At 66.3% G+C, this 27000-nt stretch carries 23 protein-coding genes; 3 read left to right on the forward strand and 20 right to left on the reverse strand.

Translation table 11 applies throughout. The features are described 5' to 3' along the window. Positions 1–32 precede the first annotated feature (32 nt). A complete protein-coding gene (gene murU, locus HAV18_RS30560) occupies positions 33–752 on the forward strand; it encodes an N-acetylmuramate alpha-1-phosphate uridylyltransferase MurU (RefSeq protein ID WP_166963545.1) in 720 nt (239 codons plus the stop codon). Between the two features lie 159 nt (positions 753–911). On the opposite strand, the gene HAV18_RS30565 is transcribed toward murU, so the two are convergent. Continuing rightward, positions 912–2783, reverse strand: coding sequence for an ABC transporter ATP-binding protein/permease (locus tag HAV18_RS30565; RefSeq protein WP_166963547.1), 1872 nt, complete (start codon positions 2781–2783; stop codon positions 912–914). Between the two features lie 174 nt (positions 2784–2957). Here HAV18_RS30565 and HAV18_RS30570 point away from each other — a divergent pair, with 174 nt between their 5' ends. After that, positions 2958–3353, forward strand: coding sequence for an acyl-CoA thioesterase (locus HAV18_RS30570; protein ID WP_043190612.1), 396 nt, complete (start codon positions 2958–2960; stop codon positions 3351–3353). Positions 3354–3399: 46 nt separating this feature from the next. Here HAV18_RS30570 and HAV18_RS30575 read toward each other — a convergent pair whose 3' ends face one another. Next, the gene (locus tag HAV18_RS30575; protein WP_166963549.1) at positions 3400–3882 is read right to left on the reverse strand and encodes a nitrate reductase associated protein; all 483 of its coding nucleotides are present in this window, start codon (positions 3880–3882) and stop codon (positions 3400–3402) included. A gap of 115 nt (positions 3883–3997) precedes the next feature. Here HAV18_RS30575 and fdhD point away from each other — a divergent pair, with 115 nt between their 5' ends. Next, positions 3998–4840, forward strand: a complete 843-nt coding sequence (gene fdhD / locus HAV18_RS30580; protein ID WP_407062444.1) for a formate dehydrogenase accessory sulfurtransferase FdhD — start codon at positions 3998–4000, stop codon at positions 4838–4840. Between the two features lie 51 nt (positions 4841–4891). On the opposite strand, the gene HAV18_RS30585 is transcribed toward fdhD, so the two are convergent. The 18 genes from HAV18_RS30585 to HAV18_RS30670 form a co-directional block, all read right to left on the reverse strand. Further along, positions 4892–5659: an enoyl-CoA hydratase gene (locus HAV18_RS30585; protein ID WP_166963553.1), complete on the reverse strand. Its 768-nt coding sequence runs from the start codon at positions 5657–5659 to the stop codon at positions 4892–4894. A 92-nt stretch (positions 5660–5751) separates the two neighbouring features. Further along, positions 5752–6951, reverse strand: a complete 1200-nt coding sequence (locus tag HAV18_RS30590) for an acetyl-CoA C-acyltransferase (RefSeq protein ID WP_043190603.1) — start codon at positions 6949–6951, stop codon at positions 5752–5754. Between the two features lie 27 nt (positions 6952–6978). After that, on the reverse strand, positions 6979–9414 hold the full coding sequence (locus HAV18_RS30595) for a 3-hydroxyacyl-CoA dehydrogenase/enoyl-CoA hydratase family protein (protein WP_166963555.1): 2436 nt from the start codon (positions 9412–9414) through the stop codon (positions 6979–6981). 113 nt (positions 9415–9527) lie between these two features. Further along, positions 9528–11315, reverse strand: coding sequence for an acyl-CoA dehydrogenase C-terminal domain-containing protein (locus HAV18_RS30600; protein WP_166963557.1), 1788 nt, complete (start codon positions 11313–11315; stop codon positions 9528–9530). Positions 11316–11373: 58 nt separating this feature from the next. After that, positions 11374–11973 (reverse strand): TetR/AcrR family transcriptional regulator, encoded by a 600-nt coding sequence (locus HAV18_RS30605; protein ID WP_166963559.1) that lies wholly within the window; start codon positions 11971–11973, stop codon positions 11374–11376. A gap of 200 nt (positions 11974–12173) precedes the next feature. Further along, positions 12174–13448 carry a cardiolipin synthase ClsB gene (gene clsB / locus HAV18_RS30610; protein ID WP_166963561.1) on the reverse strand — a complete coding sequence of 425 codons (1275 nt, stop codon included), beginning with the start codon at positions 13446–13448 and terminating at the stop codon, positions 12174–12176. Beyond that, positions 13445–13939 (reverse strand): dihydroneopterin triphosphate diphosphatase, encoded by a 495-nt coding sequence (gene nudB, locus HAV18_RS30615; RefSeq protein ID WP_166963563.1) that lies wholly within the window; start codon positions 13937–13939, stop codon positions 13445–13447. The genes clsB and nudB overlap by 4 nt, the downstream gene beginning before the upstream one ends. A 163-nt stretch (positions 13940–14102) precedes the next feature. Continuing rightward, positions 14103–15905 (reverse strand): aspartate--tRNA ligase, encoded by a 1803-nt coding sequence (gene aspS, locus HAV18_RS30620; protein ID WP_166963565.1) that lies wholly within the window; start codon positions 15903–15905, stop codon positions 14103–14105. Positions 15906–15972: 67 nt separating this feature from the next. Continuing rightward, the gene (locus tag HAV18_RS30625) at positions 15973–16623 is read right to left on the reverse strand and encodes a DUF502 domain-containing protein (protein WP_047898998.1); all 651 of its coding nucleotides are present in this window, start codon (positions 16621–16623) and stop codon (positions 15973–15975) included. A 61-nt stretch (positions 16624–16684) separates the two neighbouring features. Beyond that, positions 16685–17032, reverse strand: coding sequence for an FmdB family zinc ribbon protein (locus HAV18_RS30630; RefSeq protein ID WP_166963567.1), 348 nt, complete (start codon positions 17030–17032; stop codon positions 16685–16687). Between the two features lie 95 nt (positions 17033–17127). Continuing rightward, entirely contained in the window at positions 17128–17760 is a 633-nt protein-coding gene (locus tag HAV18_RS30635) for an SAM-dependent methyltransferase (protein ID WP_166963568.1), read from the reverse strand. A 17-nt stretch (positions 17761–17777) separates the two neighbouring features. Next, entirely contained in the window at positions 17778–19355 is a 1578-nt protein-coding gene (ubiB, locus tag HAV18_RS30640; protein ID WP_166963570.1) for a ubiquinone biosynthesis regulatory protein kinase UbiB, read from the reverse strand. Positions 19356–19367: 12 nt separating this feature from the next. After that, the gene (locus tag HAV18_RS30645; protein ID WP_166963572.1) at positions 19368–19994 is read right to left on the reverse strand and encodes an SCP2 domain-containing protein; all 627 of its coding nucleotides are present in this window, start codon (positions 19992–19994) and stop codon (positions 19368–19370) included. Between the two features lie 163 nt (positions 19995–20157). Further along, positions 20158–21192: a Tim44 domain-containing protein gene (locus tag HAV18_RS30650; RefSeq protein ID WP_166963574.1), complete on the reverse strand. Its 1035-nt coding sequence runs from the start codon at positions 21190–21192 to the stop codon at positions 20158–20160. Between the two features lie 41 nt (positions 21193–21233). Further along, on the reverse strand, positions 21234–21965 hold the full coding sequence (ubiE, locus tag HAV18_RS30655) for a bifunctional demethylmenaquinone methyltransferase/2-methoxy-6-polyprenyl-1,4-benzoquinol methylase UbiE (RefSeq protein ID WP_166963656.1): 732 nt from the start codon (positions 21963–21965) through the stop codon (positions 21234–21236). A 53-nt stretch (positions 21966–22018) separates the two neighbouring features. Beyond that, the gene (locus HAV18_RS30660; RefSeq protein WP_166963576.1) at positions 22019–22432 is read right to left on the reverse strand and encodes a gamma-butyrobetaine hydroxylase-like domain-containing protein; all 414 of its coding nucleotides are present in this window, start codon (positions 22430–22432) and stop codon (positions 22019–22021) included. Next, on the reverse strand, positions 22429–22872 hold the full coding sequence (locus tag HAV18_RS30665; RefSeq protein WP_166963578.1) for an HIT family protein: 444 nt from the start codon (positions 22870–22872) through the stop codon (positions 22429–22431). The genes HAV18_RS30660 and HAV18_RS30665 overlap by 4 nt, the downstream gene beginning before the upstream one ends. Before the next feature lie 85 nt (positions 22873–22957). Beyond that, entirely contained in the window at positions 22958–26983 is a 4026-nt protein-coding gene (locus tag HAV18_RS30670; protein ID WP_166963580.1) for a DUF3683 domain-containing protein, read from the reverse strand. Positions 26984–27000: the final 17 nt, after the last annotated feature.

Below are 27000 nucleotides of genomic sequence, written 5' to 3' on the forward strand. Positions count from 1 at the left end.
CTGCCCCATAGCGCCCTGATACCCGGCCGAACATGAGCACTACCCTGACCACGGCGATGATTTTCGCCGCCGGGCGCGGCGAACGGATGCGCCCGCTCACCGACACCCGCCCGAAGCCGCTCCTCGAAGCAGGCGGCAAGCCGCTGATCGTGTGGCAGATCGAAGCGCTCGCGCGCGCGGGCATCGAGACGATCGTGATCAACCATGCGTGGCTCGGCGAACAGATCGAGGCCGCGCTCGGCGACGGTTCGCGCTGGGGCGTGCGGCTCGCGTATTCGGCCGAGGGCGACGCACTGGAAACCGCGGGCGGCATCGCGCAGGCGTTGCCGCGGCTCGAGCGCGACGGGCAACCGGTCGTGTTCGCGGCGGTCAGCGGCGACGTGTACTGCGCGTTCGACTACCGGACGCTCGCGCCGCGCGCTGCCCGGATGGCCGCGCTCGACTCGCCGGCGATGCACCTCGTGATGGTGCCGAACCCGCCGTTCCACCCGGCCGGTGACTTCGCGCTCGGCGACGACGGCCGCCTGGCGCTCGACGGCGCCGCGCGCTTCACGTTCGGCAACATCGGCCTGTACGACACGCGGATGTTCCGCGATCTCGCGCCCGGCACGCGGCGCGCGCTGACGCCGTACTATCGCGCGACGATCGAAGCCGGTCGCGCGACCGGCGAATTGTACGAAGGGATCTGGGAAAACGTCGGCACGCCCGCGCAGCTCGGCGAACTCGACGCGCGGCTGCGCGCGGCGAGCTGATCGCGTCGCGGCCGAGCGGCGGTTCGGCGGCCGATGCCCTGACAGGCCGATGACTGCCCGGCCATTGGGCGGCGGACCCATCCGGGATCACAATGTCGCGGACGCTCCGCCAGGTCACCCGGCCGTGACGGCACCGCACCGCGTCGGCGGCACCCTCGCTTAAGCGGCCTCGGCCTCTTCCCCGCCCGCCGCCGCGCGCTGCTGCTGCAGCGCCCACATCTGCGCATACAACCCGTCGGCGCGCACGAGTTCGTCGTGCGTGCCGCGCTCGACGATCCGCCCGTGATCCATCACGAGGATCTGCTGCGCGTGCACGACCGTCGACAGCCGGTGCGCGATCACGAGCGTCGTGCGATGCCGCGCGATCTGGTCGAGCTCATGCTGGATCGCACGCTCCGAGCGCGAATCGAGCGCCGACGTCGCCTCGTCGAACAGCAGCACCGGCGGATCCTTCAACAGCGTGCGCGCGATCGCGACGCGCTGCTTCTCGCCACCCGACAGTTTCAGCCCGCGCTCGCCGACCGGCGTGTCGTAACCCTTCGGCAAGCTTTCGATGAAATCGTGGATGTGCGCGGCGCGCGCGGCCGCGATCACCTCGTCGCGGGTCGCGGTCGGCCGGCCGTACGCGATGTTGTAGTAGATCGAGTCGTTGAACAGCACGGTGTCCTGCGGCACGATCCCGATCGAAGCGCGCAGCGAGTCCTGCGTGACGTCGCGGATGTCCTGGCCGTCGATCCGGATTGCGCCGCCCGCCTGCCGGTCGAGATCGTAGAAACGGAACAGCAGCCGCGACAGCGTCGACTTCCCCGAGCCGCTGTGGCCGACCACCGCGGTCGTCGTGCCCGCGTCGATCGTGAACGACACGTCGTGCAGGATCTGCCGCGCCGGCTCGTAGGCGAAATTCACGTGCTCGAAGCGCACCTGTGCGCCGGCGACCGCGAGCGGCCGAGCATCGGGCAGGTCGGCCACTTCCTTCGCGGACGACAGCAGCCCGAACATCCGGTCCATGTCGGTGAGGCTCTGCTTCAGCTCGCGATAGACGACGCCGAGGAAGTTCAGCGGAATGTACAGCTGCAGCATGAACGTGTTGATCAGCACCAGATCGCCGAGCGTCAGCTTGCCCGCGAGCACGCCCTGCGTCGCGCGCCACAGGATGAACACGAGCCCCGTACCGATGATCGCCTGCTGGCCGAAGTTCAGCACCGACAGCGAATTCTGCGAACGGATCGCGGCCTTGCGGTAGCGCTTCAGGTTCTCGTCGTAGCGCTGCGCTTCCCACTCCTCGTTGCCGAAATACTTGACCGTCTCGTAGTTGATCAGCGAATCGATCGCCCGCGAGTTCGCGCGCGAATCGAGTTCGTTCATCGTGCGGCGGAAATGCGTGCGCCAGTTGGTGACCTTCACCGTGAACACGATGTACGTGACCAGCGCCGCAAACGTCACGTAGGCGTAATAGGCCTCGTACTTGACCACGAAGAAGCCGAGCACGAGCCCGACCTCGACGAGCGTCGGCAGGATGCTGTACAGCGAATACGAAATCAGCTGCTGGATGCCGCGCGTGCCGCGCTCGATGTCGCGCGACATGCCGCCCGTCTGGCGCTCCAGGTGAAACCGCAGCGACAGTCCGTGCAGGTGCCGGAATACCTGCAGCGCAAGCTGGCGTACCGCGCTCTCGGTGACCTTCGAGAACAGGATCTCGCGCAGCTCGGTGAACAGCGACGTCGACAGCCGCACGAACGCATACGCGACGACCAGCAGCCCCACGCCGCCCGCGAGCACGATGCCGGCCGATTGCTCCGCGCGGCCGAGCGCGGTGATCTGCTGGACGTAGGACAGGTGGTCGACGATGCGCTTCATCACGACCGGCACGCCGAGATTCGCGACCTTCGCGCCGATCAGGCAGGCGAGCGCGAGCGCGACTCGCCATTTGTAGGTGGTCAGGTACGGCAGCAGCGACCGGATGGTCTGCCAGTCGTTGCGGGGCCCGGTCGAAGCCGGCGCGGGCTCGCCGGAAGCAGGAAATCGGCGCATGGGGGGAAGGATCGGCGGCAGTGCCGGGCGCGTGCATCGGCGGCCGGCTCGCTCACTTTCTCGTACAATTTGCGAACGTTGTATTGTCGCAGAAGCCGCTTCGCGCCGCTGCCGGCGCATTCGCCGGCCGGACTGCGCAAGGCGGCATGTTTATTACAGGATGAAAGCCCCGCCATGACCGATTCGACCCTCGACCTCCCGCAAAAGCAGCCCGCGCTGCGCGTCGTCCCGCAACCGCACGACGCGAACGTCCACGGCGACGTGTTCGGCGGCTGGATCATGTCGCAGGTCGACATCGCCGGCTCGATCCCCGCGAGCCAGCGCGCGAACGGCCGCGTCGCGACCGTCGCGGTCAACTCGTTCGTATTCAAGCAGCCGGTGTTCGTCGGCGATCTGCTGAGCTTCTACGCGACCATCACGCGCACCGGCAACACGTCGATCACGGTCGACGTCGAGGTGTACGCCCAGCGCATGCGCCTGATGGGTGAAGTCGTGAAGGTCACCGAAGCGACACTCACCTACGTCGCGACCGGCCCCGACCGCAAGCCGCGGCAACTGCCGCCGCTCTGACGGGCAAGCGCCGCACGACGGCGCCCTCTACCTGCCTGCGGCCACCTCAGTGCGTGGCCGTCAGCCCGAACTCCCGCATCGCGGGCAGGAAATCGTGGTTCAGCTTCGGCTTGCGCGACAGCTTCACCAGCACGTAGCGCTGGAACGGCGCGAGCCGCTGCCACTGCGCGAGCTCGGGCGCCATCAGCCCGGCCAGCGCGCTCTGCTGCACGAGCGACTCCGGCACGATGTCGGTGGCACGCCAGGTCGGCCGCTCGTCCGGCTGGAACCACGATGGTTCCAGATCCGCGTGCGTGCGCAGCATTTCGAACAGCGCGTGATCGAAGTTGGGCTCGATCGCGGTGTCGTCGTCGGCCGGAAAGCGCGCGAGCAGCTTGCGGTCCTCGAGCGGCAGCAGCTGCCACTGCTCCAGCGAAATCCGCAGACCGAAGCGGTCGAGATTGAAACGCACGATCATCGGGATGTACGTGAAGTTTTCCGACGATTCGTGTTCGAAGGTGAATAGCAGTGGAGCGTCGCTGAGTCCCATGATCCTTACCTGACGTGGCGGATGCCGGCGCGGCCGGCTTGCCTGAGGTATTTTAGAACCTCTGCGCGCGGGCGGCGGATACGATTGCCGCCGCCCGCGCGCTGAATCAACGGGAGTGTTCGTGAATCCGACCGAATCCGGTGACATGCGCGACGAACCGCGCGGCGCGATCGAACTGTCCGTGCGCCGCACGCGCGGCGGCGCCGTCGAAACCGCGCACGACTACGTGGGCCAGGAATGGCCAGTCGCACTCGTCTTCAACGGCATCTCGCACGCAGTGATGATGTGTACGCCATGCGACCTCGAAGCGTTCGCGGTCGGTTTCGCGATTTCGGAAGGGATCGTCGCGCGCGGCAGCGACATCAAGGACATCGAGGTGATCCTGCACGCCGACGCGCCGCTGCCGCATGCGGAAGTCCACCTGGAAGTCGTCCAGCAGGCGTTCGCCGCGCTGAAGGACCGGCGCCGCGCGCTCGCAGGGCGCACGGGCTGCGGCGTATGCGGGATCGAAAGCATCGACCTGCTCGACCTCGCGCCCGAACGCGTGCCCGATACGGGCTTTCTCGCACGCCTGGCACCCGACGCGCTGACGCGCGCGGCGCAGGCACTGCCGGCCCACCAGGCGCTCACGCAACTCACGGGCGGCCTGCACGCGGCCGCGTGGTGCGACGCAACAGGCGCGATCCGGATGGCGTTCGAGGACGTCGGCCGCCACAATGCGCTCGACAAGCTGATCGGCTCGCTCGTACTGTCGCGCGCCGACGCGACCGACGGCTTCGTGTTCCTGTCGAGCCGCGCGAGCTACGAGCTCGTGCGCAAGGCCGCACGGATCGGCATCCCGCTGGTGGCGACGATCTCCGCGCCGTCGTCGCTCGCGATCGAAATCGCGAAGGCGGCCGGCTTGCGGCTCGTCAGCTTCTGCCGCGAAACCGGCCACGTCGACTACGGCACCGCCTGATCGCGTCCGCGGCAGCGCGCCGGCGGTCCACCGCCGGCGCGGCCTGCTCCGTCAGTCGAACTGACGGAAATCCGGCTTGCGCTTCTCGAAGAACGCCGTCATCGCCTCGCGCGCTTCCGGCGCGCGCAGCATCGCGGCGAAGTGGCCTGCTTCCTCGGCCATCCGCGCGGACGTCGCCACACCGCCCGTATCCTTCAGCAGCGCCTTCGTCACACGCAGCGATGCCGCCGGCAGCGCCGCGAGCTTCGCCGCCTGCTTCGCCGCGAACGCGTCGAGTTCGGCAGCCGGCAGCACGCGGTTGACGATGCCAATCCGGTGCGCTTCCAGCGCGTCGAACGCCTCGCCGAGCAGCAGCTTCTCGGCCGCAACCTGATGGCCGGCCAGGCGCGGCAGCAGCACGCTCGACGCGGCTTCCGGACACAGCCCGAGCTGCGCGAACGGCAGCGAGAACGTCGCGGTGTCGGCTGCGTACACCAGATCGCAGTGCAGCAGCATCGTCACGCCGACGCCGATCGCCAGGCCCGGCACCGCGGCCACGATCGGCTTGCTCGCGCTGCTGATCTGCGCAAGGAACTGGAACACCGGAGCGGCATCGTCCTTCGGCGGCGCCTTCAGGAAATCCTCGAGATCGTTCCCCGCGGTGAAATTGCCGTCGCTGCCGCGCAGCAGGATCACGCGGATCGCCTTGTCTTCCTGCGCGTCCGCGAGCGCATCGGCCATCGTCTGGTACATCGCCGCCGTCAGCGCATTCTTCTTCGCCGGGCGCGCGATCGTGATCGTCATTACGCCTTCGGCGCGTTCCACTTGAATTTCCGCCACAACCGTCTCCTTTGACTTTCCTCTACCGGAATGGAAAAACGGTGCGTGAGCTCGTGGCCCGCGCACCGTCGTCGCTTTTCGTCGCGTCCTGCTTACAGGCGTTCGATGATGCCCGCGGCGCCCATGCCGGTGCCGACGCACATCGTGACCATCCCGTACTTCAGGTTACGACGGCGCAGGCCGTGCACGACGGTCGCCGCGCGGATCGCGCCGGTCGCGCCGAGCGGGTGGCCGAGTGCGATCGCGCCGCCCATCGGGTTGACCTTCGACGGGTCGAGGCCGAGGTCGCGCATCACCGCCAGCGATTGCGCGGCGAACGCTTCGTTCAGCTCGATCCAGTCGAGATCGTCCTGCTTCAGGCCGGCGGCCTTCAGCGCGGCCGGAATCGCTTCCTTCGGGCCGATGCCCATGATTTCCGGCGGCACGCCGCGCACCGCGAAGCTCACGAAGCGCGCGAGCGGCGTCAGGTTGAATTCCTTGAGCACCTTCTCCGACACGACGAGCAGCGCGCCCGCGCCGTCCGACGTCTGCGAGCTGTTGCCGGCCGTGACCGAACCCTTGTTCGCGAACACCGTGCGCAGCTTCGCGAGGCCTTCGATCGACGTATCCGCGCGCGGACCTTCGTCGAGCGCGATCTCGCGCGTCTTCACGTCGACTTCGCCGGTCGCGAGGTTCGGGAAACGCTCAGTGATCGTGTACGCGGCGATCTCGTCGTTGAACTCGCCGGCCTGCTGCGCGGCGAGCGCCTTGCGGTGCGACTCGACCGAGAACGCGTCCTGGTCTTCGCGGCTCACCTTCCACTGCTCGGCGACGCGCTCGGCCGTCAGGCCCATCCCGTACGCGATGCCGAAGTCTTCGTTGCGATCGAAGATGTGCGGCGACATCGACGGCTTGTTGCCCATCATCGGCACCATGCTCATCGATTCGCAGCCGCCCGCGAAGATCGCGTCCGATTCGCCGACACGGATGCGGTCGGCCGCCATCGCGAGCGCCGTGATGCCCGACGCGCAGAAGCGGTTGACCGTCACGCCGCCGACCGTCTGCGGCAGGCCGGCGAGCAGCGCGCCCATGCGCGCGACGTTCAGGCCCTGCTCGGCTTCCGGAATCGCGCAGCCGATGATCGCGTCTTCGATCAGCTTCGTGTCGAAGCCGGGCACCTGCGCAACCGCCGACTTGATCGCGTGGACCAGCAGCTCGTCCGGGCGCGTGTTCTTGAAGACACCGCGCGGGGCCTTGCCGATCGGCGTGCGGCTGGCGGCGACGATGTATGCGTCTTGCAATTGTTTGCTCATTTGAGACTCCTTGCCTTATCCGCTCGCTCAGTTACGCACCGGCTTGCCGGTCTGCAACATGCCCATGATCCGTTCCTGCGTCTTCTGCGTGCCGAGCAGCTCGACGAACGCACGGCGCTCCAGCGCGAGCAGCCACTGATCGTCGACCAGGCTGCCGGCTTCGACGTCGCCGCCGCACACGGCTTCGGCGATGCGGCTCGCGATCAGGTAGTCGTGGTCGCTGATGAAGCGGCCGTCACGCATGTTGACGAGCGATGCCTTGATCGTCGCGATCGCCGAGCGGCCTGCGACCGGCACGTCCTTCGCGCGCAGCGGTGCGCGGTAGCCGGTAGCGGCCAGCGCACGCGCTTCCTTCTTCGCGGTGTCGAGCAGTTCGAACACGTTGAAGACGATCGTGTCGGACGGCTTCACGTAGCCCATCGCACGTGCATCGTGCGCAGACGCCGAGACCTTCGCCATCGCCGCGTTCTCGAACGACTTCGTGACGAACTTCAGGATGTCGGTGGTCGCGTTCGCGGCCGTCGCGGCATCCGCTGCGCGCAGCGCCGCTTCCTTCAGGCCGCCGCCCGCCGGCACGAGGCCGACGCCCACTTCGACGAGACCGATGTAGCTCTCGACGTGCACGACACGCTTCGCGCTGTGCAGCATCAGCTCGCACCCGCCGCCGAGCGCGATGCCCGACACGGCCGCGACGACCGGCACGTTCGCGTACTTCACGCGCAGCATGCCTTCCTGGAACTTCTTCACGAACGGCTCGATACCCTTCGCACCGCCCATCATGAACGCGGGCATCGCCTCTTCGAGGTTCGCGCCGGCCGAGAACGGGCCGCCCGGCGTGCCGAGCTTCAGCGACGTCGGCTGCCAGATCACCACGCCCTTGTAGTCCTTCTCCGCGAGCTCGATCGCCTGCACGAGGCCGTCGATCACGCTCGGCCCGATCGTGTTCATCTTCGACTTGAACGACACGATCACGACGTCGTCTTCACCCGCACGGTCGTCGACCCATGCGCGCACCGCGTCGGTCTCGAACAGCGTCTTGCCGTAGGTCTTCGGATCGGCACCCGCTTCGCCGAACAGCGGCGCGCGGAATACCTGCTTGCCGTAGACCGCGAGGTCCGAACGCGGCACGAAGCGCTGCGCAGCCGGCGCCCACGAGCCTTCGGCCGTGTGCACACCGCCCTTCTCTGCAACCGCGCCTTCGAGCACCCACGACGGCAGCGGCACGTTCGCGAGCGCCTTGCCGGCCGCGATGTCTTCCTGCACCCACTCGGCGACCTGCTTCCAGCCGGCGGCCTGCCAGCCTTCGAACGGGCCTTCGTTCCAGCCGAAGCCCCAGCGGATCGCGAGGTCGACGTCGCGCACGTTGTCGGCGATCGACTCGAGATGCACACCGATGTAGTGGAACACGTCGCGGAAGATCGACCACAGGAACTGCGCATGCGGATGATCCGTTTCACGCAGCAGCTTCAGGCGCTCTGCCGGCGGACGCTTCAGGATGCGGCCGACGGTTTCGTCCGCCTTCGCGCCCGAGTCGACATAGGTGCCCGTCTTCGCGTCGAGCACCTTGATCGCCTTGCCTTCCTTCTTGTAGAAACCGCCGCCCGTCTTCTGGCCGAGCGCGCCCTGCTTCACCAGTTCGGCGAGCACGGCGGGCGTCTGGTAGACCGGGAAGAACGGATCGTCGGCGAGGTTGTCCTGCATCGTCTTGATCACGTGCGCCATCGTGTCGAGGCCGACCACGTCCGCGGTGCGGAACGTCGCCGACTTCGCGCGGCCGAGGCGGCTGCCGGTCAGGTCGTCGACTTCGTCGAAGCGCAGGCCGAACTTCGCGGCCTCGGTGATCACCGCGAGGATCGAGAAGATGCCGACGCGGTTCGCGATGAAGTTCGGCGTGTCCTTCGCGCGCACGACGCCCTTGCCGACGATGCTCGTCAGGAACGTCTCGAGCTGGTCGAGGATCTCCGGGCGCGTGTGCGCGGTCGGGATCAGTTCGACGAGGTGCATGTAGCGCGGCGGGTTGAAGAAATGCACGCCGCAGAAGCGCGACTTCAGCTCGTCCGAGAAACCTTCGGACAGTTTCGTGATCGACAGGCCCGACGTGTTGGTCGCGAAGATCGCGTTCGGTGCGATGTGCGGCGCGACCTTCTTGTACAGGTCGTGCTTCCAGTCCATCCGCTCGGCGATCGCCTCGATCACGACGTCGCACTCGGCGAGCTTCGCGATGTCGTCTTCGTAGTTCGCGGCTTCGAGGTACTTCGCGTCGTCCTTCACGCCGAACGGCGCGGGCGACAGCTTCTTCAGGTTCTCGATCGCCTTCAGCGCGATCGCGTTTTTCGGGCCTTCCTTGGCCGGCAGGTCGAACAGCAGCACCGGCACGCGTGCGTTGATGAGGTGCGCGGCGATCTGCGCGCCCATCACGCCGGCGCCCAGCACGGCGACCTTGCGAATCAGGAAATTGCTCACGGGATGTCTCCGGATAGTGTCGTGCAGCGCGGAGGTTGGAGGCTGCACGGCGAAGTGAGTACCAGGAACCGTTGGACCCGGGCGGCGCGCATCGCGCCCCGCCCGGACTCGCGTCAGAACAGCGATTCGTCGACTTCCATCATCGTCTTCGAACCGGCGCGCGCGGCGCGGATCGTCGACGCCGTCTCGGGCAGCAGGCGCGCGAAGTAGAAGCGTGCCGTCGCGAGCTTCGACTTGTAGAACGGATCGCCCGACGCTTCGTTGTCGAGTGCGAGGCGCGCCATGCGCGCCCAGAAGTACGAGAACACCAAGTGGCCGACGGTGCGCAGGTACGGCACGGCGGCAGCGCCGACTTCGTCCGGGTTCTGCATCGCCTTCATGCCGATTTCCATCGTCAGCTTCTGCACCTTGTCGCCGATGTCGGCGAGCGGGTTGATGAACTCGGCCATCTCCGGCTTCACGCCTTCGGCTTCCGCGAATTCCGTCACGAGCTTGCCGAACTTCTTCAGCTTCGCGCCCATGTCGCCGAGCACCTTGCGGCCGAGCAGGTCGAGCGACTGGATCGAATTCGTGCCTTCGTAGATCATGTTGATCCGCGCGTCGCGCACGTACTGCTCCATGCCCCACTCGGAGATGAAGCCGTGGCCGCCGTAGATCTGCATCGCGTGGTTGGTCGACTCGAACGCGTTGTCGGTCAGGAACGCCTTGATGATCGGCGTGAGCAGCGCGACCAGATCGGCAGCTTCCTTGCGCACCGCTTCGTCACCGTGCGACAGCTCCTTGTCGATCTGCAGCGCGGACCAGTACGTGAACGCGCGCGCGCCTTCGGCATAGGCCTTCTGCGTGAGCAGCATGCGACGCACGTCCGGGTGCACGATGATCGGATCGGCCGGCTTGTCCGGTGCCTTCGGGCCCGTCAGCGAGCGCATCTGCAGGCGCTCCTTCGCGTACGTGAGCGAGTTCTGGTACGCGACTTCCGTGAGGCCGAGGCCCTGCATGCCGACGCCGAGACGCGCGGCATTCATCATCACGAACATCGCGTTCAAGCCCTTGTTCGGCTCGCCGACCATCCAGCCCTTCGCGCCGTCGAGGTTCATCACGCACGTCGAGTTGCCGTGGATGCCCATCTTGTGCTCGATCGAGCCGCACTTGATGCCGTTGCGCTCGCCCGGCTCGCCCGCGGCGTCCGGGACGAACTTCGGCACGATGAACAGCGAGATCCCCTTCGTGCCTTGCGGCGCGTCCGGCAGGCGCGCGAGCACGAGGTGGATGATGTTCTTCGACATGTCGTGCTCGCCGCTCGAGATGAAGATCTTCGTGCCGCTGATCGAGTACGAGCCGTCGCCGTTGGGTTCGGCCTTGGTGCGCAGGATGCCGAGGTCGGTGCCGCAATGCGGCTCGGTCAGGCACATCGTGCCCGTCCATTCGCCCGACACGAGCTTCGGCAGGTATTGCTTCTGGAGTTCCGGCGCGCCGTGCGCGTGCAGGCATTCGTAGGCGCCGTGCGACAGGCCCGGATACATCGTCCATGCCTGGTTCGCCGAGTTCAGCATTTCGTAGAGCGCGTTGTTCACGAACGCGGGCAGGCCCTGGCCGCCGTAGTCCGGATCGCAGCCGAGCGCCGGCCAGCCGGCCTCGACGTATTGCTGGTAGGCCTCCTTGAAGCCGGTCGGGGTCTTCACGACGCCGTCGCCTTCATACGTGCAACCTTCGCGGTCGCCGACCTGGTTCAGCGGGAACAGTACCTCGGAGCAGAACTTGCCCGCTTCCTCGAGGACCTGGTTGATCGTGTCGGCGTCGAGGTCCGCATGCTTGGGCATTTGCTTGACTTCGGCTTCGACGTTCAGAAGCTCGTGCAACACGAATTGCATGTCGCGCAGCGGCGCGGCGTACTGTCCCATGACTCTCTCCAAAGGTGGGCAAAACGGCTCGAGCTCCTGGCGGGCGGATCACGCGCCGCTAACGGCTCTCGCTCTGATACGAAACAATCGTCTTTTCCAGCGCGGCCCACGTGAGGCGCACGGCGTCCGGCGAATGCAGGAAGCGTGCGTCGTGATGCAGGCCGAGCGTGAAGCTGTACAACTCGAAGAGCATCAGGTCCGGATCCGTATCCGCACGCAGATGGCCTTCTTCTTTCGCCTGCGAAATGGCACGCAGCATCGCGGCACGCCAGGCCGTCACGCTCGCGATCAACTGCTCGCGCACGGGGCTGTCAGGCCGGTCGTCGTACTCGACGGCACCGCTGATGTAGATGCATCCGGTCGTCACCTCCTGGATGCGCTTCTCCGTCCAGCGGGCCAGCATCGCCCGAAGGCGCGGCAAGCCTCGCGACTCGCGCAGGCTCGGAAAGAACACCTCGTTTTCGAAACGATGGTGATACTCGCGGACGACCTCGACCTGCAGGTCTTCACGCGATCCGAAGTGCGCGAACACGCCGCTCTTGCTCATCTGCATGCGTTCGGCCAACAGGCCGATCGTCAGCCCCTCCAGCCCGTCACGGCTGGCGAGGTCCAAAGCAGCTTCAAGTATCGCGGCACGCGTCTGTTCGCCTTTTCGCATAGCTATTTCTGTAACCGTTCGGGGGTTCGAATAAAATCGAACGGCCGTACTATTATTGAGTGCGGCCGCTCGCGAAACAAGGAAATTATTAGAAACCGGTGTCTAACCGAGCCGCTATTTTGCGCGATTCCGGCGGGACCGGAGCGGCTTTTCCGCACGAACGTGCGGACAGATATTTTGAAGCAAACGCTTAGTCTGCGTCAGTCGTAACCACCGACCGTCAACGCCTTCATCACGACGCGATACGCCGTATAGGCGAGCCAGTTCAGCATGCGTTCGATGCGCGGGCGCGCAGCGAACCGGGCGGGGTCGATTTCCCGGCCGTCGGCGAACGCGGCCGCGATCGCGTCGCGCAGTTCGTTCGTGACAGCATCGTAGCGCACCAGCACGACATTCGCCTCATTGTTCAACATCAGGCTCAGCGCGTCCAGGTTCGACGAGCCGACCGTCGCCCAGTTGTCGTCGATCACGGCCACCTTGCCGTGCAGCATCGTCTTGTCGTACTCGGCCACACGCACGCCCGCGCGCAGCAGCGCGTGATACAGGAACGGCACGGCCGTATCGAGCGCCGCGAACTCCTTGCGGCCGATCAGGATCCGCACGTCGACGCCGCGCCGCGCGGCGCCCGTCAGCGCACGGCGCAGCTTGCGCCCCGGCATGAAGTACGGATTGGCAAGCAGAATCCGCTGGCGCGCCTGGCCGATCGCCGCGAGATACGCCTTCTCGATCGCGCGGCGATTCACGACGTTGTCGCGCGCGACGAACGCGACGCTCGCCTCCGTCACGACCCGCAGCGCGCCGGCCTTGACCCACCGATGGCTGCGCATCCAGCGCCGGAACATCTCCGGGAACGCTTCCCCGCCATGCAGCCCGGCCGCGTATTGCGCATACGGCTTGTGGCCGAACATGATCCGGTGCCACTGCAACTCGAATGCGGCGCGCACGTCGGATACCGCGGGCCCCGCCATCTCGACCGCGAAATCCCAGCGCGGAAACGGCAGCGTCGTGCCGTTCTGCGCGTAGTCGTCGATGATGTTGATGCCGCCGCAGAACGCGACCGCGTGATCGATCACCGCGAGCTTGCGATGCGTGCGCGAGAAGCCGAAACGGCCGAACAGGAAACGGTTGTAGATGCAGTGCTCGACGCCGGCCGCCACCCACGTGTCGAACAACGGCAGGCGTGCGGTGCCGATGCCGTCGGTAATCACGCGCACTCGGACGCCGCGCTGCACGGCGCGGATCAGTGCGTCCGACACCGGCCGGCCGGCCGCGTCGTCGCAGAAGATGTAGGTTTCGAGCATCACCTGCTCGCGGGCGGCATCGATCCGCTCGATCAGTGCCCGGAAGAATGCGCCGCCGCCCTCGCACAGCCGCACGGTGTTGCCCGACGTGAAGGCGAGCCGCGACGCGGAACCGCGCTCCTGCAGGAACATCTGCCGCAATTGCGCGAAGCGCTTGCGGGCTTCCGCGGTCATGCGGACGAGCCGTGCGGCGCGCGCGAGAGTGCCACGCGCGCGGGCAATTGCAGGATCGCCTCGGCATTGGACGGCGAGAAGCAGCGCGCGGCCGCCTCGCGGAACGGCAGCCACGCATGGTCGACATGCTCGCGCGGCGACAGCGTCACGCTGACGCGATGCGGCACACACAGGCCGAACCAGTGCTCGGTGTTGCGCGTAACGCCCGGTGCATAGCGGTGCAGGTATTGCGGATAGATCGTGTATTCGATCCGGTGGCGCCAGTCGACGAGCGCGCTGGCCGGCACGTCCAACGTGCCGATCGCGATGCCGGTTTCCTCGGCCACTTCGCGCGCGGCGGTGAGCGCGAGCGGCTCGTCGAGCGCGTCCTTCGAGCCGGTCACCGATTGCCAGAAATCGGGCTGGTCGGCACGCTTGATCACGAGCACATCGAGGTCGGGCGTGTAGATCACGACAAGAACGGATTCGGGAATTTTCGGCGGCTTCGTCATCTTTGTTTCATGCAACACAGGGCCGCGCGCCGGGCACAGGCTCCGAACGGGCGGCAAGTGCTGCGACTGTACCGCAAAAAACGAAAAAGGCGCATCGCTGCGCCTTTTTCGTGGGTACCGTGTGCGCGTCGCCGCACACACGACCGGTTTTGCGAGAGGCGCGTTACGCCTTCGGCTGTTCCGGCTGACGCAGGCGGATGTGCAGTTCGCGCAGCTGACGCTCGTCGACCGGGCTCGGCGCTTGCGTGAGCAGATCCTGCGCACGCTGCGTCTTCGGGAACGCGATCACGTCGCGGATCGAATCGGCGCCGGCCATCATCGTGACGATGCGGTCGAGACCGAATGCGATACCGCCGTGCGGCGGCGCGCCGTACTGCAGCGCGTCCAGCAGGAAGCCGAACTTCAGCTGAGCCTCTTCCGCGCCGATCTTCAGTGCGCGGAACACCTTGCTCTGCACTTCCTCCTGGTAGATACGCACCGAGCCGCCGCCGATTTCCCAGCCGTTCAGCACCATGTCGTATGCCTTCGCGAGGCAGCGGCCCGGGTCGGTCTCGAGGTACTCGAGGTGCTCGTCCTTCGGGCTCGTGAACGGGTGGTGCGCAGCGACGTAGCGTGCATCTTCGTCGTCGTATTCGAACATCGGGAAGTCGACGACCCACAGCGGCTTCCAGCCGGCCTGGACGAGGCCGTTCGCCTTGCCGAATTCCGAATGGCCGATCTTCAGGCGCAGCGCGCCGAGGCTGTCGTTGACGACCTTCGCGCGGTCGGCCGCGAAGAAGATGATGTCGCCGTCTTCTGCGCCCGTGCGCTCGAGGATCGCCGCGATCGATGCGTCGTGCAGGTTCTTGACGATCGGGCTCTGCAGGCCGTCACGACCCTTCGCCTTCTCGTTGACCTTGATCCATGCGAGGCCCTTCGCGCCATAGATGCGCACGAATTCGGTGTAGCCGTCGATGTCGCCACGCGACAGCTCGCTGCCCTTCGGCACGCGCAGCGCCGCGACACGGCCGTCCTTCGCGTTGGCCGGCGTGCTGAACACCTTGAAGTCGACGTCCTTCATCGCGTCGGTCAGCTCGGTGAATTCGAGCTGCACGCGCAGGTCCGGCTTGTCCGAACCAAAACGCGCCATCGCTTCCGAATACGGCATCACCGGGAATTTCGCGTCGAGCTCGACGTCGATCGTCGTCTTGAAGATGTGACGGATCATGTCTTCGAACAGGTCACGGATTTCCTGCTCGCCGAGGAACGACGTCTCGCAGTCGATCTGCGTGAATTCCGGCTGACGGTCGGCGCGAAGGTCTTCGTCGCGGAAGCACTTGGTGATCTGGTAGTAACGGTCGAAGTTCGCGACCATCAGCAGCTGCTTGAACAGCTGCGGCGACTGCGGCAGCGCGAAGAACTGGCCGGCGTTCACGCGCGACGGCACGAGGTAGTCGCGCGCGCCTTCCGGCGTGCTCTTCGTGAGCATCGGCGTTTCGATGTCGATGAAGCCCTGCTCGTCGAGGTACTTGCGCGCCTCGATCGCGACGCGGTAGCGCAGGCGCAGGTTGTGCTGCATCTGCGGACGGCGCAGGTCGAGCACGCGGTGCGTGAGGCGCGTCGTTTCCGACAGGTTGTCGTCGTCGAGCTGGAACGGCGGCGTGACCGACGCGTTCAGCACGTTCAGTTCGTGGCACAGCACTTCGATCTTGCCGCTCTTCAGGCCGGCGTTGACCGTGCCTTCCGGACGGTTGCGCACGAGGCCCTTGATCTGCACGCAGAACTCGTTGCGCACGCCTTCGGCGGTCGCGAACATTTCCGCGCGATCCGGGTCGCACACCACCTGCACGAGGCCTTCACGATCGCGCAGGTCGATGAAGATCACACCGCCGTGATCGCGGCGGCGCTGCACCCAGCCGCACAGCGACACGGTTTGGCCCAGCAGGTGTTCGGTCACGAGACCGCAGTATTCAGTACGCATCGACATGATGTTTGCTTTCGTTCGGTTTGATCAACGGGCGCCGCAACGCGCGGCCCGGGCGATGATTCTTTACTTACAGCGGCGGCTCGACGGGGCGGCGGGCGGGCGCCGGAGCCGGCGCCGGGGGCGCCACGACGCCCATCGAGACGATGTACTTCAGCGCGGCATCGACCGACATGTCGAGTTCGATGACTTCGCTCTTCGGCAGCATCAGGAAGAAGCCCGACGTCGGGTTCGGTGTCGTCGGAATATAGACGCTCACGTATTCTTCCGTCAGATGATTGAGCACGTCGCCGCCCGGCGTGCCGGTCAGAAACGCGATCGTATACGAGCCGCGACGCGGGTATTCGATCAGCAGCGCCTTGCGGAACGCGTTGCCGCTGCTCGACAGCAGCGTGTCCGACACCTGCTTGACGCTCGTGTAGATCGGCCCGACGACCGGGATGTGACGCACCACGGCGTTCCACCACGTGACGAGCTTCTGGCCGATGAAGTTCCGCGTGGCCAGCCCGACGACGAAGATGAACGCGAGCGTCAGCACCGCGCCGATCCCCGGCAGGTGGAAGCCGAGCAGCCGCTCGGGCTGCCACGATTCGGGCAGCAGGAGCAGTGTCTGGTCCATCGTGCCGATGATGAGACCGAGCACCCACAGCGTGATCGCGAGCGGGACGAGAACCAGCAGGCCGGTCAGAAACACCGATTTCAGGGTCGTCTTTTTCATCATCTGCCGTCAATGAACCGCGCCGGCGGCGCGGGTTGGTCGCAGCCCGGCCGGGCCGCGACGGTCAACTGCTGGCGGCGGGCGCTGCAGCCGGGGCGGGCGCAGCGCTCGTCGTCGTGCTTTCGGAACTGCTCGATGCAGCCGGCGCGGCCGCGGCAGGCGCGGCTTCCGCCGGTGCGGCCGGGGCTGCATCGCCCGTCGCAGTCGCCGGCGCGCTTGCGCCGCCCGAACCACCGCGGAAATCGGTGACATACCACCCCGAGCCCTTCAACTGGAAGCCCGCAGCGGTGACCTGCTTGCGAAATGCATCCTTCCCGCATTCCGGGCACTGCGACAGCGGCGCGTCGCTCATCTTCTGGAGCACGTCCTTCGCGAAACCACACGCTTCGCATCGATAGGCGTAGATCGGCATGATATTTTTCCCGCGGAAACTGGAAACGGCTTGCAAAACCTTGAATTATAGCCGAAACCCTGCCGCGCTCCGGCAATGGCCGCGACACCCGCGCATCAGCGGCGGCGCCATGTGAGCCAGCGCTCGTGCCCTTCGAACACGGGCAGCGAATCGGCCACCGGCAAATCCTCGATCAGTTCGAAGTGCGGCGTGAGCAGCGCATCGAGTTCGGCGCGTTCGATTCCGAACGGCGGCCCCTTCGGTTTCGCCATCAGGAAGAAATAACCTGCCAGCAATCCGTCGGCGGGCAGCAGCTCGGCCATGCGTGCCGCATAGCCGGCGCGCATGGCCGGCGGCAGCGCGCACAGGAACGCTCGCTCGTACACCCACTGCACGTCGAACGGCGGCCGGTATGCAAAGAAATCGGCCTGCTCGACGACGTCCGCATGCGCGCCGAGTTGCGCTTGCGCGGCAGCCACCGCCTGCGCGGCGAAATCGATCGCACGCACGGGCCAGCCGGCCTGCGCGAGCCACCCGGCCTCTTGCGCACTGCCGCAGCCGGGGATCAGCACGGCGCACGGCTCGAGCCGGTGCGCGAACACACGAAAACCGTCAGGTACGCCACCGAATTCCCATGGCGTCACGCCCCGTTCGAAACGCTCGTCCCAGAACGATGGGTCACCGGGGTCACGCGTCGCGAAATCGGCGGCGGGCGGCACATTCGGCTTCGGTTGTTTCGGATCGGACATCGCCCAGCTCCTTTCGGTCATCCGCCGTACGCGAGCGCGAGCAGCACGCGCGCGACGAGCGCTCCGACGCCGACGGCGAGGCCGAAGATCAGCAACGCCTGCAGCAGCCGGTTCGTCCGCTTCTGCTCGACGAGAATCTGGCGCATCAGGTCCTCGCTCGCCGCGCGCGGCGCGTCATGGCGCGCCGCCATCGCGTGATGGATCAGGCGCGGCAGCTGCGGCAGCGTCTTGCTCCACTGCGGCGCCTCGACCTTGAAGCGCTCGTACCAGCCGCGCAGGCCGATCTGCTCGGTCATCCAGCGCTCGAGGTACGGCTTCGCGGTCTTCCACAGGTCGAGTTCGGGGTCGAGCGAGCGGCCGAGCCCCTCGACGTTCAGCATCGTCTTCTGCAGCAGCACGAGCTGCGGCTGGATCTCGACGTTGAAGCGGCGCGACGTCGAGAACAGGCGCATCAGCACCTGGCCGAGCGAAATATCTTTCAGCGCCCGGTCGAAATACGGCTCGCACACCGCGCGAATCGCGCTTTCGAGTTCCTCGACGCGCGTCTCGGGCGGCACCCAGCCCGATTCGAGGTGGAGCGTCGCGACGCGGTGGTAGTCGCGCTTGAAGAACGCGAGGAAGTTCTGCGCGAGGTAGTTCTTGTCGAAATCGGACAGCGCACCGACGATCCCGAAATCGAGCGCGACGTAGCGGCCGAAGGTGCTCGGATCGAGGCTCACCTGGATGTTGCCCGGGTGCATGTCCGCATGGAAGAAGCCATCGCGAAACACCTGCGTGAAGAAAATCTCGACGCCTTCGCGCGCGAGCTTCTTGATGTCGACCCCGGCCGAGCGCAGCGTCTCGACCTGGCTGATCGGCACGCCGGTCATGCGCTCCATCACGAGCACCTGCGACGTCGAGAAATCCCAGAACATCTCGGGCACGAGCAGCAGGTCGAGGCCCGCGAAGTTGCGGCGCAACTGGCTGCCGTTGGCGGCCTCGCGCATCAGGTCGAGCTCGTCGTGCAGGTACTTGTCGAATTCGGCGACGACCTCGCGCGGCTTCAGGCGCCGGCCGTCGGCCCACATGCGCTCGGTCCAGATCGCGATGTCGCGCATCAGCGCGAGGTCGGAGTCGATCACGGACAGCATGTTCGGGCGCAGCACCTTCACGGCGACGGCCTTGCCCGCGTGCACGCCCTGCTTGAGCTTCGCGAAATGCACCTGCGCGATCGACGCGCTAGCGACCGGCTCGCGCTCGAATTCGTCGAACAGCTCGTCGACCGGCGCACCGAGCGACTTCTCGATGATCCCGATCGCGACCGCCGAATCGAACGGCGGCACCTGGTCCTGCAGCTTTGCGAGTTCGTTCGCGAAATCGACCGACAGCAGGTCGCGGCGCGTCGACAGCACCTGGCCGAACTTCACGAAGATCGGGCCGAGGCTTTCGAGCGCGTGGCGCAGCCGCACGGCAGGCGGATCGGAATAACGGCGGCCGATCGTCGTGATCCGCAGCAGCAGCTTCACGCGCCGGTCGTCGATCCGGGACAGCATCACTTCGTCGAGACCAAAGCGGATGACGGTGTAAACAATCTTGATGAAACGGAAAATGCGCATGCCCTGCGGCCCTCAGTGCGCGCCGCGCGGGCCGGAACCCGTGCGCGCGCCGATTTTTTGTTCGAGTCGCTCGACCCGCTTTTCGACCCGTGCAAGCGCATCGCGTGCGCGCGCCAGTTCGGCATCGAAGCCGCCGAGCGACGTGCGCCGGACGACTTGCGGGTTTTCGTCGAGCCAGTATTCTGCGACGGAATCAAGCACGTTGCGGCCGGTGCGTCGTGCGCGCGCGCCAGCGTCGCGCACGACCGTCGCGATCCGGAATGCCGCCGCGTCGCCGACCAGCTTCGCGAGATCTTCTTCAGGTTCCCAGCGCAGGTGCTCGGCCAGCTTCGCGATCTGCGTCGCGAACTCCGCGTCGCCCTCGATCTTCACGTGCTTCATCACGGCCGCCTGGCCGCCCTGCAGGAACGCGGCGACCGTGTCGCCCGCGAGCGCGATCGACACGTCGACCTGTTGCGCATCGTGCGCGTCGACGGCCGACAGATAACCGTCGGGCTGCACCAGCAGCGTGAGCGTAACGGGAGGCACGTCGATCCGGGCAGTCTTGCCCGCATACGGAATCAGGCGGTCGCGCGCCCACGATTCGCGGGCGAGCAGGTGATTGACAGCAGCAGCAAAAGGCTTGGCGGCAAAGGTCATCGGGCTGGGAAAGAAAAAACCCGCGCAGGCCGGGCGCCCACGCGGGTTTCTATTGTAACGTCGGATCGATGGCAGGCCGCGGCCAACCGCACACCCGGGCGGCAAGCGGTCGCAGTGCGGCGGCCGTTGCCCGGGAGTCCGGCGGCGCGGCCGCCGGCCACGCTCAGTGCGTGTTGATCTGCTGGATGCCCGCGAGCAGCCAGCCCTGACTGCCCGACTTCGACAGGTTCCACACCTCGTCGAACGGCGCGGCCGACGCACTCGCCGATTCGCGGATCAGGCCGTGGAAGCGCACGCTCGCCGACTGCTCGATGCCGCGATCCTCGATCGCGACCAGTTCCGCGTCGAGCTGCACGACGTCGGTCTGGTTCGACTCGTTGCCGCGCGAATCGAGGTCAATCTTGATCTCGGCGAACATTTCTGGCGTCGTGAACTCGCGAATGTCGGCCAGGTTGCCCTGGTCCCACGCGGCCTGCAGGCGCACGAAATAAACCTTCGAGCTGCGCAGGAATGCTTCGGTGTCGAAGCCGGCCGGCACCTGGAGCGGTGCTGCCGCAGCAGCCGCTGCCGCGCCGGCGGCCGCGGCACCGCCGCCGAACACGCCTTGCGCTTCGTTCGCGTAGCTGCTGCCGCTGCCCGCATAGTTGCCGCTGGTGCTGCCCTGCTGGAACGACGGACTTTGCGAGTAGCCGCCCGACGACGACGCCGAGCCACCTACCGAGTAGGCCGGCTCCTGCGGACGACGGCGATTCATGAACTTGCGGATCAGCCAGATGCCGACCATCGCGAGCAGCGCGATCACGATGACGTTCGCCATCATGCTCGCGAATGCGCCGCCCAGGCCGAAGTGCGACAGCAGCGCCGCGATGCCGAGACCGGCCGCGAGGCCGGCGATCGGCCCGAGCCAGCGCGAGCGGTTGGGCTGCGCGGCCGGCGCGGGCGCGGCCGGGTTCGCACGCTGCGCCTGCGACGGCGCAGCCTGCTGCATCGGCTGCTGCGCGGGCGGTGTGGCCTGGCGCTGCGTGACGGTGGAATTCTGGCGGCCGATGCTGCGCCCGCCGCCCATGCGCTTGGCTTCAGCGTCGAGCGATGCGAACGTGCCGGCCGTGAGCAGGCCGACCATCAGCAGCGTGCCGACTCGTCGAGCCCAGGGCTTCGACGGCTTGCTACGGTTGAACAACGAACGCGTTTCGGACATCAGCTTCTCCAGATGTAAGACAAATGTATGGAAAGAGCCCCTTAGTACTTGGCTCCCATGTGTAAAGCTACCACGCCACCTGACAAATTGTAATATTTGACGGCGTCGAGGCCCGCTTGTTCCATCATCGTCTTCAGCGTGTCCTGATCGGGGTGCATCCGGATAGATTCAGCAAGATACCGGTAACTTTCAGCATCTTTCGCGAACTTGTCGCCAAGCCACGGTAATACTTTGAAAGAATACAGATCGTACGCTTTTTTCAGCGGATCCCAGACTTTCGAGAATTCCAGCACCATCACGCGGCCGCCGGGCTTCGTCACGCGGCGCATCTCGGCCAGCGCGGCATCCTTGTGCGTCATGTTGCGCAGCCCGAACGCGACCGTGACCAGATCGAAGTAGTTGTCCGGAAAGGGAATTTTCTCCGCGTCGCACAGCAGCGACGGCGTCACGATGCCCTTGTCGAGCAGCCGGTCGCGGCCGACGCGCAGCATCGATTCGTTGATGTCCGTATGCCAGACCTCGCCCGTCGGCCCGGCCGCCTTCTTGAACGACTTCGTCAGGTCGCCGGTGCCGGCCGCGATGTCGAGCACCTTGAAGCCGGGGCGCACGTTCGCCTGCGCGATCGTGAACGCCTTCCACGCGCGGTGCATGCCCGCCGACATCAGGTCGTTCATCAGATCGTAGTTGCTCGCGACCGAATGGAACACACCCGCCACTTTCTTCGCTTTTTCGTTTTCCTCGACGCTTTCGAAGCCGAAGTGGGTTTTGCTCATCGCGTTGATCCTCAGTAAATGGCAAGACGGCGCCGAGCGGGCGCCGTCGAATTTCAGTGGCAGTGGCCGTGCGACGCGGCGGCCGCCTGCATCGGGGCGTCGCGCTCGACGCCCGCCGCCTTCAGTTTGTCGAAATAGTCGCGCCACAGCGCGTCCTGCTGCGTAGCCAGCTCGTACAGCAGGTCCCACGAGTAGATGCCGGTCGAATGGCCGTCGGAAAACGTCGGCTGCAACGCGTAGTTGCCGACGCCCTCGAGCGCGGTGATCGTCACTTCGCGCTTGCCCGTCTGCAGCGTCTCCTGGCCCGGCCCGTGGCCGCGCACCTCGGCCGACGGCGAATACACACGCATCAGCTCGAACGGAATCCGGAAACTGTCGCCGTTCGGGTACTGCAATTCGAGCACGCGCGACACCGCGTGCACGACGACGCCGGACGGAATCGGCGTCGTGGAAGTCAAACCGCTCATGGCTGCCTCGAATCGGTCATGCGTTGAATTTCCTCGCGCACCGCATTGTGCAGCAGCGAGGCCTGCGCTGCGCGCAAGCGCAGCAGCGCCTCGGACACGCTGCGCTGACGCGGCGCCCACACGGGCTGCGGGAAATGGGCGTCGTTGGAAAAGCGCGGGATCACGTGCCAGTGCACGTGCGGCACCATGTTGCCGAGGCTCGCGAGATTCACCTTGTTCGGCTGCATCACGCGGCGCACGGCCCGCTCGACCGCGTACACGACGCGCATCAGATGTGCCCGCTCGGGCTCGCCGAGATCGGAGAATTCGGCCACGTGCGCGCCCCAGATCACCCGGCAGAAGCCCGGATACTCGTGCTCGCCCGTCGCGAGGACGACACGCACCGCATCGTCCCGCCAGAGCACCTCGCCGCCGTCTTCACGGCAAAACACGCATTCCATTGTCGCTCCCATGTGGACGGGCGCCGGCATTGCTGCACCGGCGCCCGCTCATTCCCGGCCCGGTCGGGCGGTCGTCATGCCCGCATTAGACCAGCACGCGCTCGATCCCGCCATTGTTCGCACGTGCGACATAATCGGCCATCCAGTTCTCGCCGAGCACCTGACGCGCGATTTCGACCACGATGTAGTCGGCTTCGAGGTTCGCGTCCTCGCTGTAGCGCGACAAGCCCTGCAGGCACGACGGGCAGCTCGTCAGGATCTTCACGTCCGGGCCGTTCGCGGCCGCGGCCGCCGGCGCCGGCGCGTTGCCGGCCACGACCGGGATGCTGCGCAGCTTCGCGGCACCCTTGCGGATCTCCTCTTCCTTGCGGAAGCGAACCTGCGTCGACACGTCCGGGCGCGTGACCGCGAGCGTGCCCGATTCACCGCAGCAGCGCTCGTTCTTCTCGATCTTGTAGCCGTCCTTCTCCGCGCCCATCAGCTCGTTGACGAGCTTCACCGGATCCATCGTTTTGATCGGCGTGTGGCACGGGTCGTGATACATGTAGCGCGTGCCCGACACGCCGTCGAGCTTCATCCCCTTCTCGAGCAGGAACTCGTGGATGTCGATGATCCGGCAGCCCGGGAAGATCTTGTCGAATTCGTAGCCCGCGAGCTGGTCGTAGCAGGTGCCGCACGACACGACCACCGTCTTGATATCGAGGTAGTTCAGCGTGTTCGCGACCCGGTGGAACAGCACGCGGTTGTCGGTGACGATCTTCTCGGCCTTGTCGTACTGGCCCGAGCCGCGCTGCGGATAGCCGCAGCACAGGTAGCCCGGCGGCAATACGGTCTGCACGCCGGCTTCCCACAGCATCGCCTGCGTCGCGAGGCCGACCTGCGAGAACAAACGCTCGGAGCCGCAGCCCGGGAAGTAGAACACCGCTTCCGAATCGACGGTCGTCGACTTCGGGTTGCGGATGATCGGCACGACCTTGTTGTCCTCGATGTCGAGCAGCGCGCGCGCCGTCTTCTTCGGCAGGTTGCCCGGCATCTTCTTGTTGACGAAGTGGATCACCTGCTCGACGACGGGCGGCTTGCCGACCGTTGCCGGCGGGTGCTGCGTCTGCTTCGTCACGACCTTCTTCAGCATGTCGTTCGCGAAGCGCTGCACCTTGTAGCCGACGCCCATCATCACGCCGCGCGCGATGTTGATCGTCTGCGGGTTGGTCGCGTTCAGGAAGAACATGCCCGCCGCATTGCCGGCATTGAATTTCTTCTTGCCCATCTTGCGCAACAGGTTGCGCATGTTCATCGTGACGTCGCCGAAATCGATCTTCACCGGGCAAGGCGTCGCGCACTTGTGGCACACCGTGCAGTGGTCGGCCACGTCGTTGAATTCGTCCCAGTGCTTGATCGACACACCGCGGCGCGTCTGCTCTTCGTACAGGAACGCCTCGACCAGCAGCGACGTCGCGAGGATCTTGTTGCGCGGGCTGTACAGCAGGTTCGCGCGCGGCACGTGGGTCGCGCACACCGGCTTGCACTTGCCGCAGCGCAGGCAGTCCTTCACCGAATCGGCAATCGCGCCGATGTCGGACTGCTTCATGATCAGCGATTCGTACCCCATCAGCCCGAAGCTCGGCGTATAGGCGTTGCGAAGATCCGCGCCTTCGAGCAGCTTGCCCTTGTTGAAGCGGCCGTTCGGGTCGACGCGCTGCTTGTACGCGCGGAATTCGGCGATCTCGTCGTCGGTCAGGAACTCGAGCTTCGTGATGCCGATGCCATGCTCGCCGGAAATCACGCCGTCGAGCGAACGCGCGAGTTTCATGATGCGTGCAACCGCCGCATGGGCGTCCTGCAGCATCTCGTAGTTGTCGGAGTTGACCGGCAGGTTGGTGTGGACGTTGCCGTCGCCCGCGTGCATGTGCAGCGCGACGAACACGCGGCCGCGCAGCACCTGCTTGTGGATCGCCTGCGCCTCGTCGAGGATCTGCTTGAACGCGCCGCCGTTGAAGATCGCGCGCAACTCCGCGCGGATCTCCTGCTTCCACGAAATGCGGACCGTGCGGTCCTGCGTAATGTGGAACACGTTCGCGCCCGGCTGCTCGTCCGCGCGGTCCGCGAACTTCTCGGCCAGCGCCTCGTAACCGAGCTGCACGAGGTAGTGCTGCGCCTCGCGCAGCGGCTGGTCGAGCCGGTCGCGCACGAATTCCCAGCGCGCACGCACGCGCTTGAGCAACTCCAGCGCCTGCTGGACACGGTCTTCGAGCAGTTCGGCGCTCGGGATCTCGTTCGCGTCGTCGGTCTTGCCGAGCGGCAGGTTGCCGGCGCGGAAAAACGCTTCCAGCGCGTCGACGAGCTGCAGCTTGTTCTTCAGCGACAGCTCGATGTTGATCCGCTCGATGCCGTCGGTGTACTCGCCCATCCGGTTCAGCGGGATGACGACGTCTTCGTTGATCTTGAACGCGTTCGTGTGCTTCGCGATCGCGGCCGTGCGGCTGCGGTCGAGCCAGAAGCGCTTGCGCGCCTCCGCGCTGATCGCGACGAAGCCTTCGCCGCTCTTGCCGTTCGCCATCCGGATCACTTCGGACGTCGCGTGCGCGACCGCATCGGCATCGTCGCCGACGATGTCGCCGATGAGCACCATCTTGGGGAATGCATTGCGCTTGCTCTTGGTCGCATAGCCGACCGCGCGCAGGTAGCGCTCGTCGAGGTGCTCGAGGCCCGCGAGGATCGCGCCGCCCTGCTTCGACGTCTCGAACAGGTAGTCCTTGATCTCGACGATGCTCGGGATCGCCTCGCGCGCCTGGCCGAAGAATTCCAGGCAGACGGTGCGCGTGTGCGCGGGCATCTTGTGCAGCACCCAGCGCGCGGACGTGATGAGCCCGTCGCAGCCTTCCTTCTGCACGCCCGGCAGGCCGGCGAGGAACTTGTCGGTCACGTCCTTGCCGAGCCCTTCCTTGCGGAAGCGGCGGCCCTCGATCTCGAGCATCTCGCTCTTCAGCAGCTTCTCGCCCGGCGCGTATGCGCCGTCGAACCACTTCAGCTCGAAACGCGCGACCGCGATGTCGTGGATCTTGCCCTGGTTATGCTCGTGGCGCGTGACTTCGAGCCAGTTGCCGTCCGGGTCGACCATCCGCCACCAGGCCAGGTTGTCGAGCGCGGTGCCCCACAGCACGGCCTTCTTGCCGCCGGCGTTCATCGCGACGTTGCCGCCGATGCACGATGCGTCGAGCGAGGTCGGATCGACCGCGAACACGTAGCCGGCCGCTTCCGCCGCTTCCGTCACGCGGCGCGTGACGACACCCGCGCCGGAGAAGATCGTCGGCACCTTGTGCGCGACGCCCGGCATTTCGGTCAGCTCGACCGCGCCGAGTTGCTCGAGCTTTTCGGTGTTGATCACCGCGGAGAACGGCGTGAGCGGCACGGCGCCGCCCGTGTAGCCGGTGCCGCCGCCGCGCGGGATCACGGTCAGGCCGAGCTCGAAGCAGGCCTTGATGAGGCCGGCGATCTCGGCTTCGGTATCGGGGGTCAGCACGACGAACGGGTATTCGACACGCCAGTCGGTCGCGTCGGTCACGTGCGACACGCGCGACAGCCCGTCGAAACGGATGTTGTCCTTCTGCGTGCAGCGGCCGAGCGCCTTGGTCGCGCGGCGGCGCAGGTCGGCCATCTTCTCGAATTCGTCGGCGAACTCGTTGACCGCGCGCTGCGCGGCGGTTTCGAGCATCTCGACGCGCGATGCGCGCTCACGGCCCGCGTCGTCGCGGTGCGCGGTGAGATCCGCGCTGCGGCGCTTGCCGATTTCGGTGAGGCGGTGGTTCAGCGCCTCGATCAGCAGCGCGCGGCGCTTCGGGTTGTCGAGCAGGTCGTCCTGCAGGTACGGGTTGCGGCGTACGACCCAGATGTCGCCGAGCACTTCATACAGCATCCGTGCCGAGCGACCCGTGCGGCGCTCGGCACGCAATTCGTCGAGCACCGACCACGCCTCTTCGCCAAGCAGGCGGATCACGATCTCGCGATCCGAGAAGGACGTGTAGTTGTAGGGAATCTCGCGCAACCGGGGCGCGGGGTCGGCGGCGACGGCGGCGGCCGCGCCATGCGGATCGAAAACTTGTGGTGCGTTCATGTTCGGACGACTCGGAG

This window comes from Burkholderia sp. D-99 (assembly GCF_011605345.1).
Taxonomy (GTDB): Bacteria; Pseudomonadota; Gammaproteobacteria; order Burkholderiales; family Burkholderiaceae; genus Burkholderia.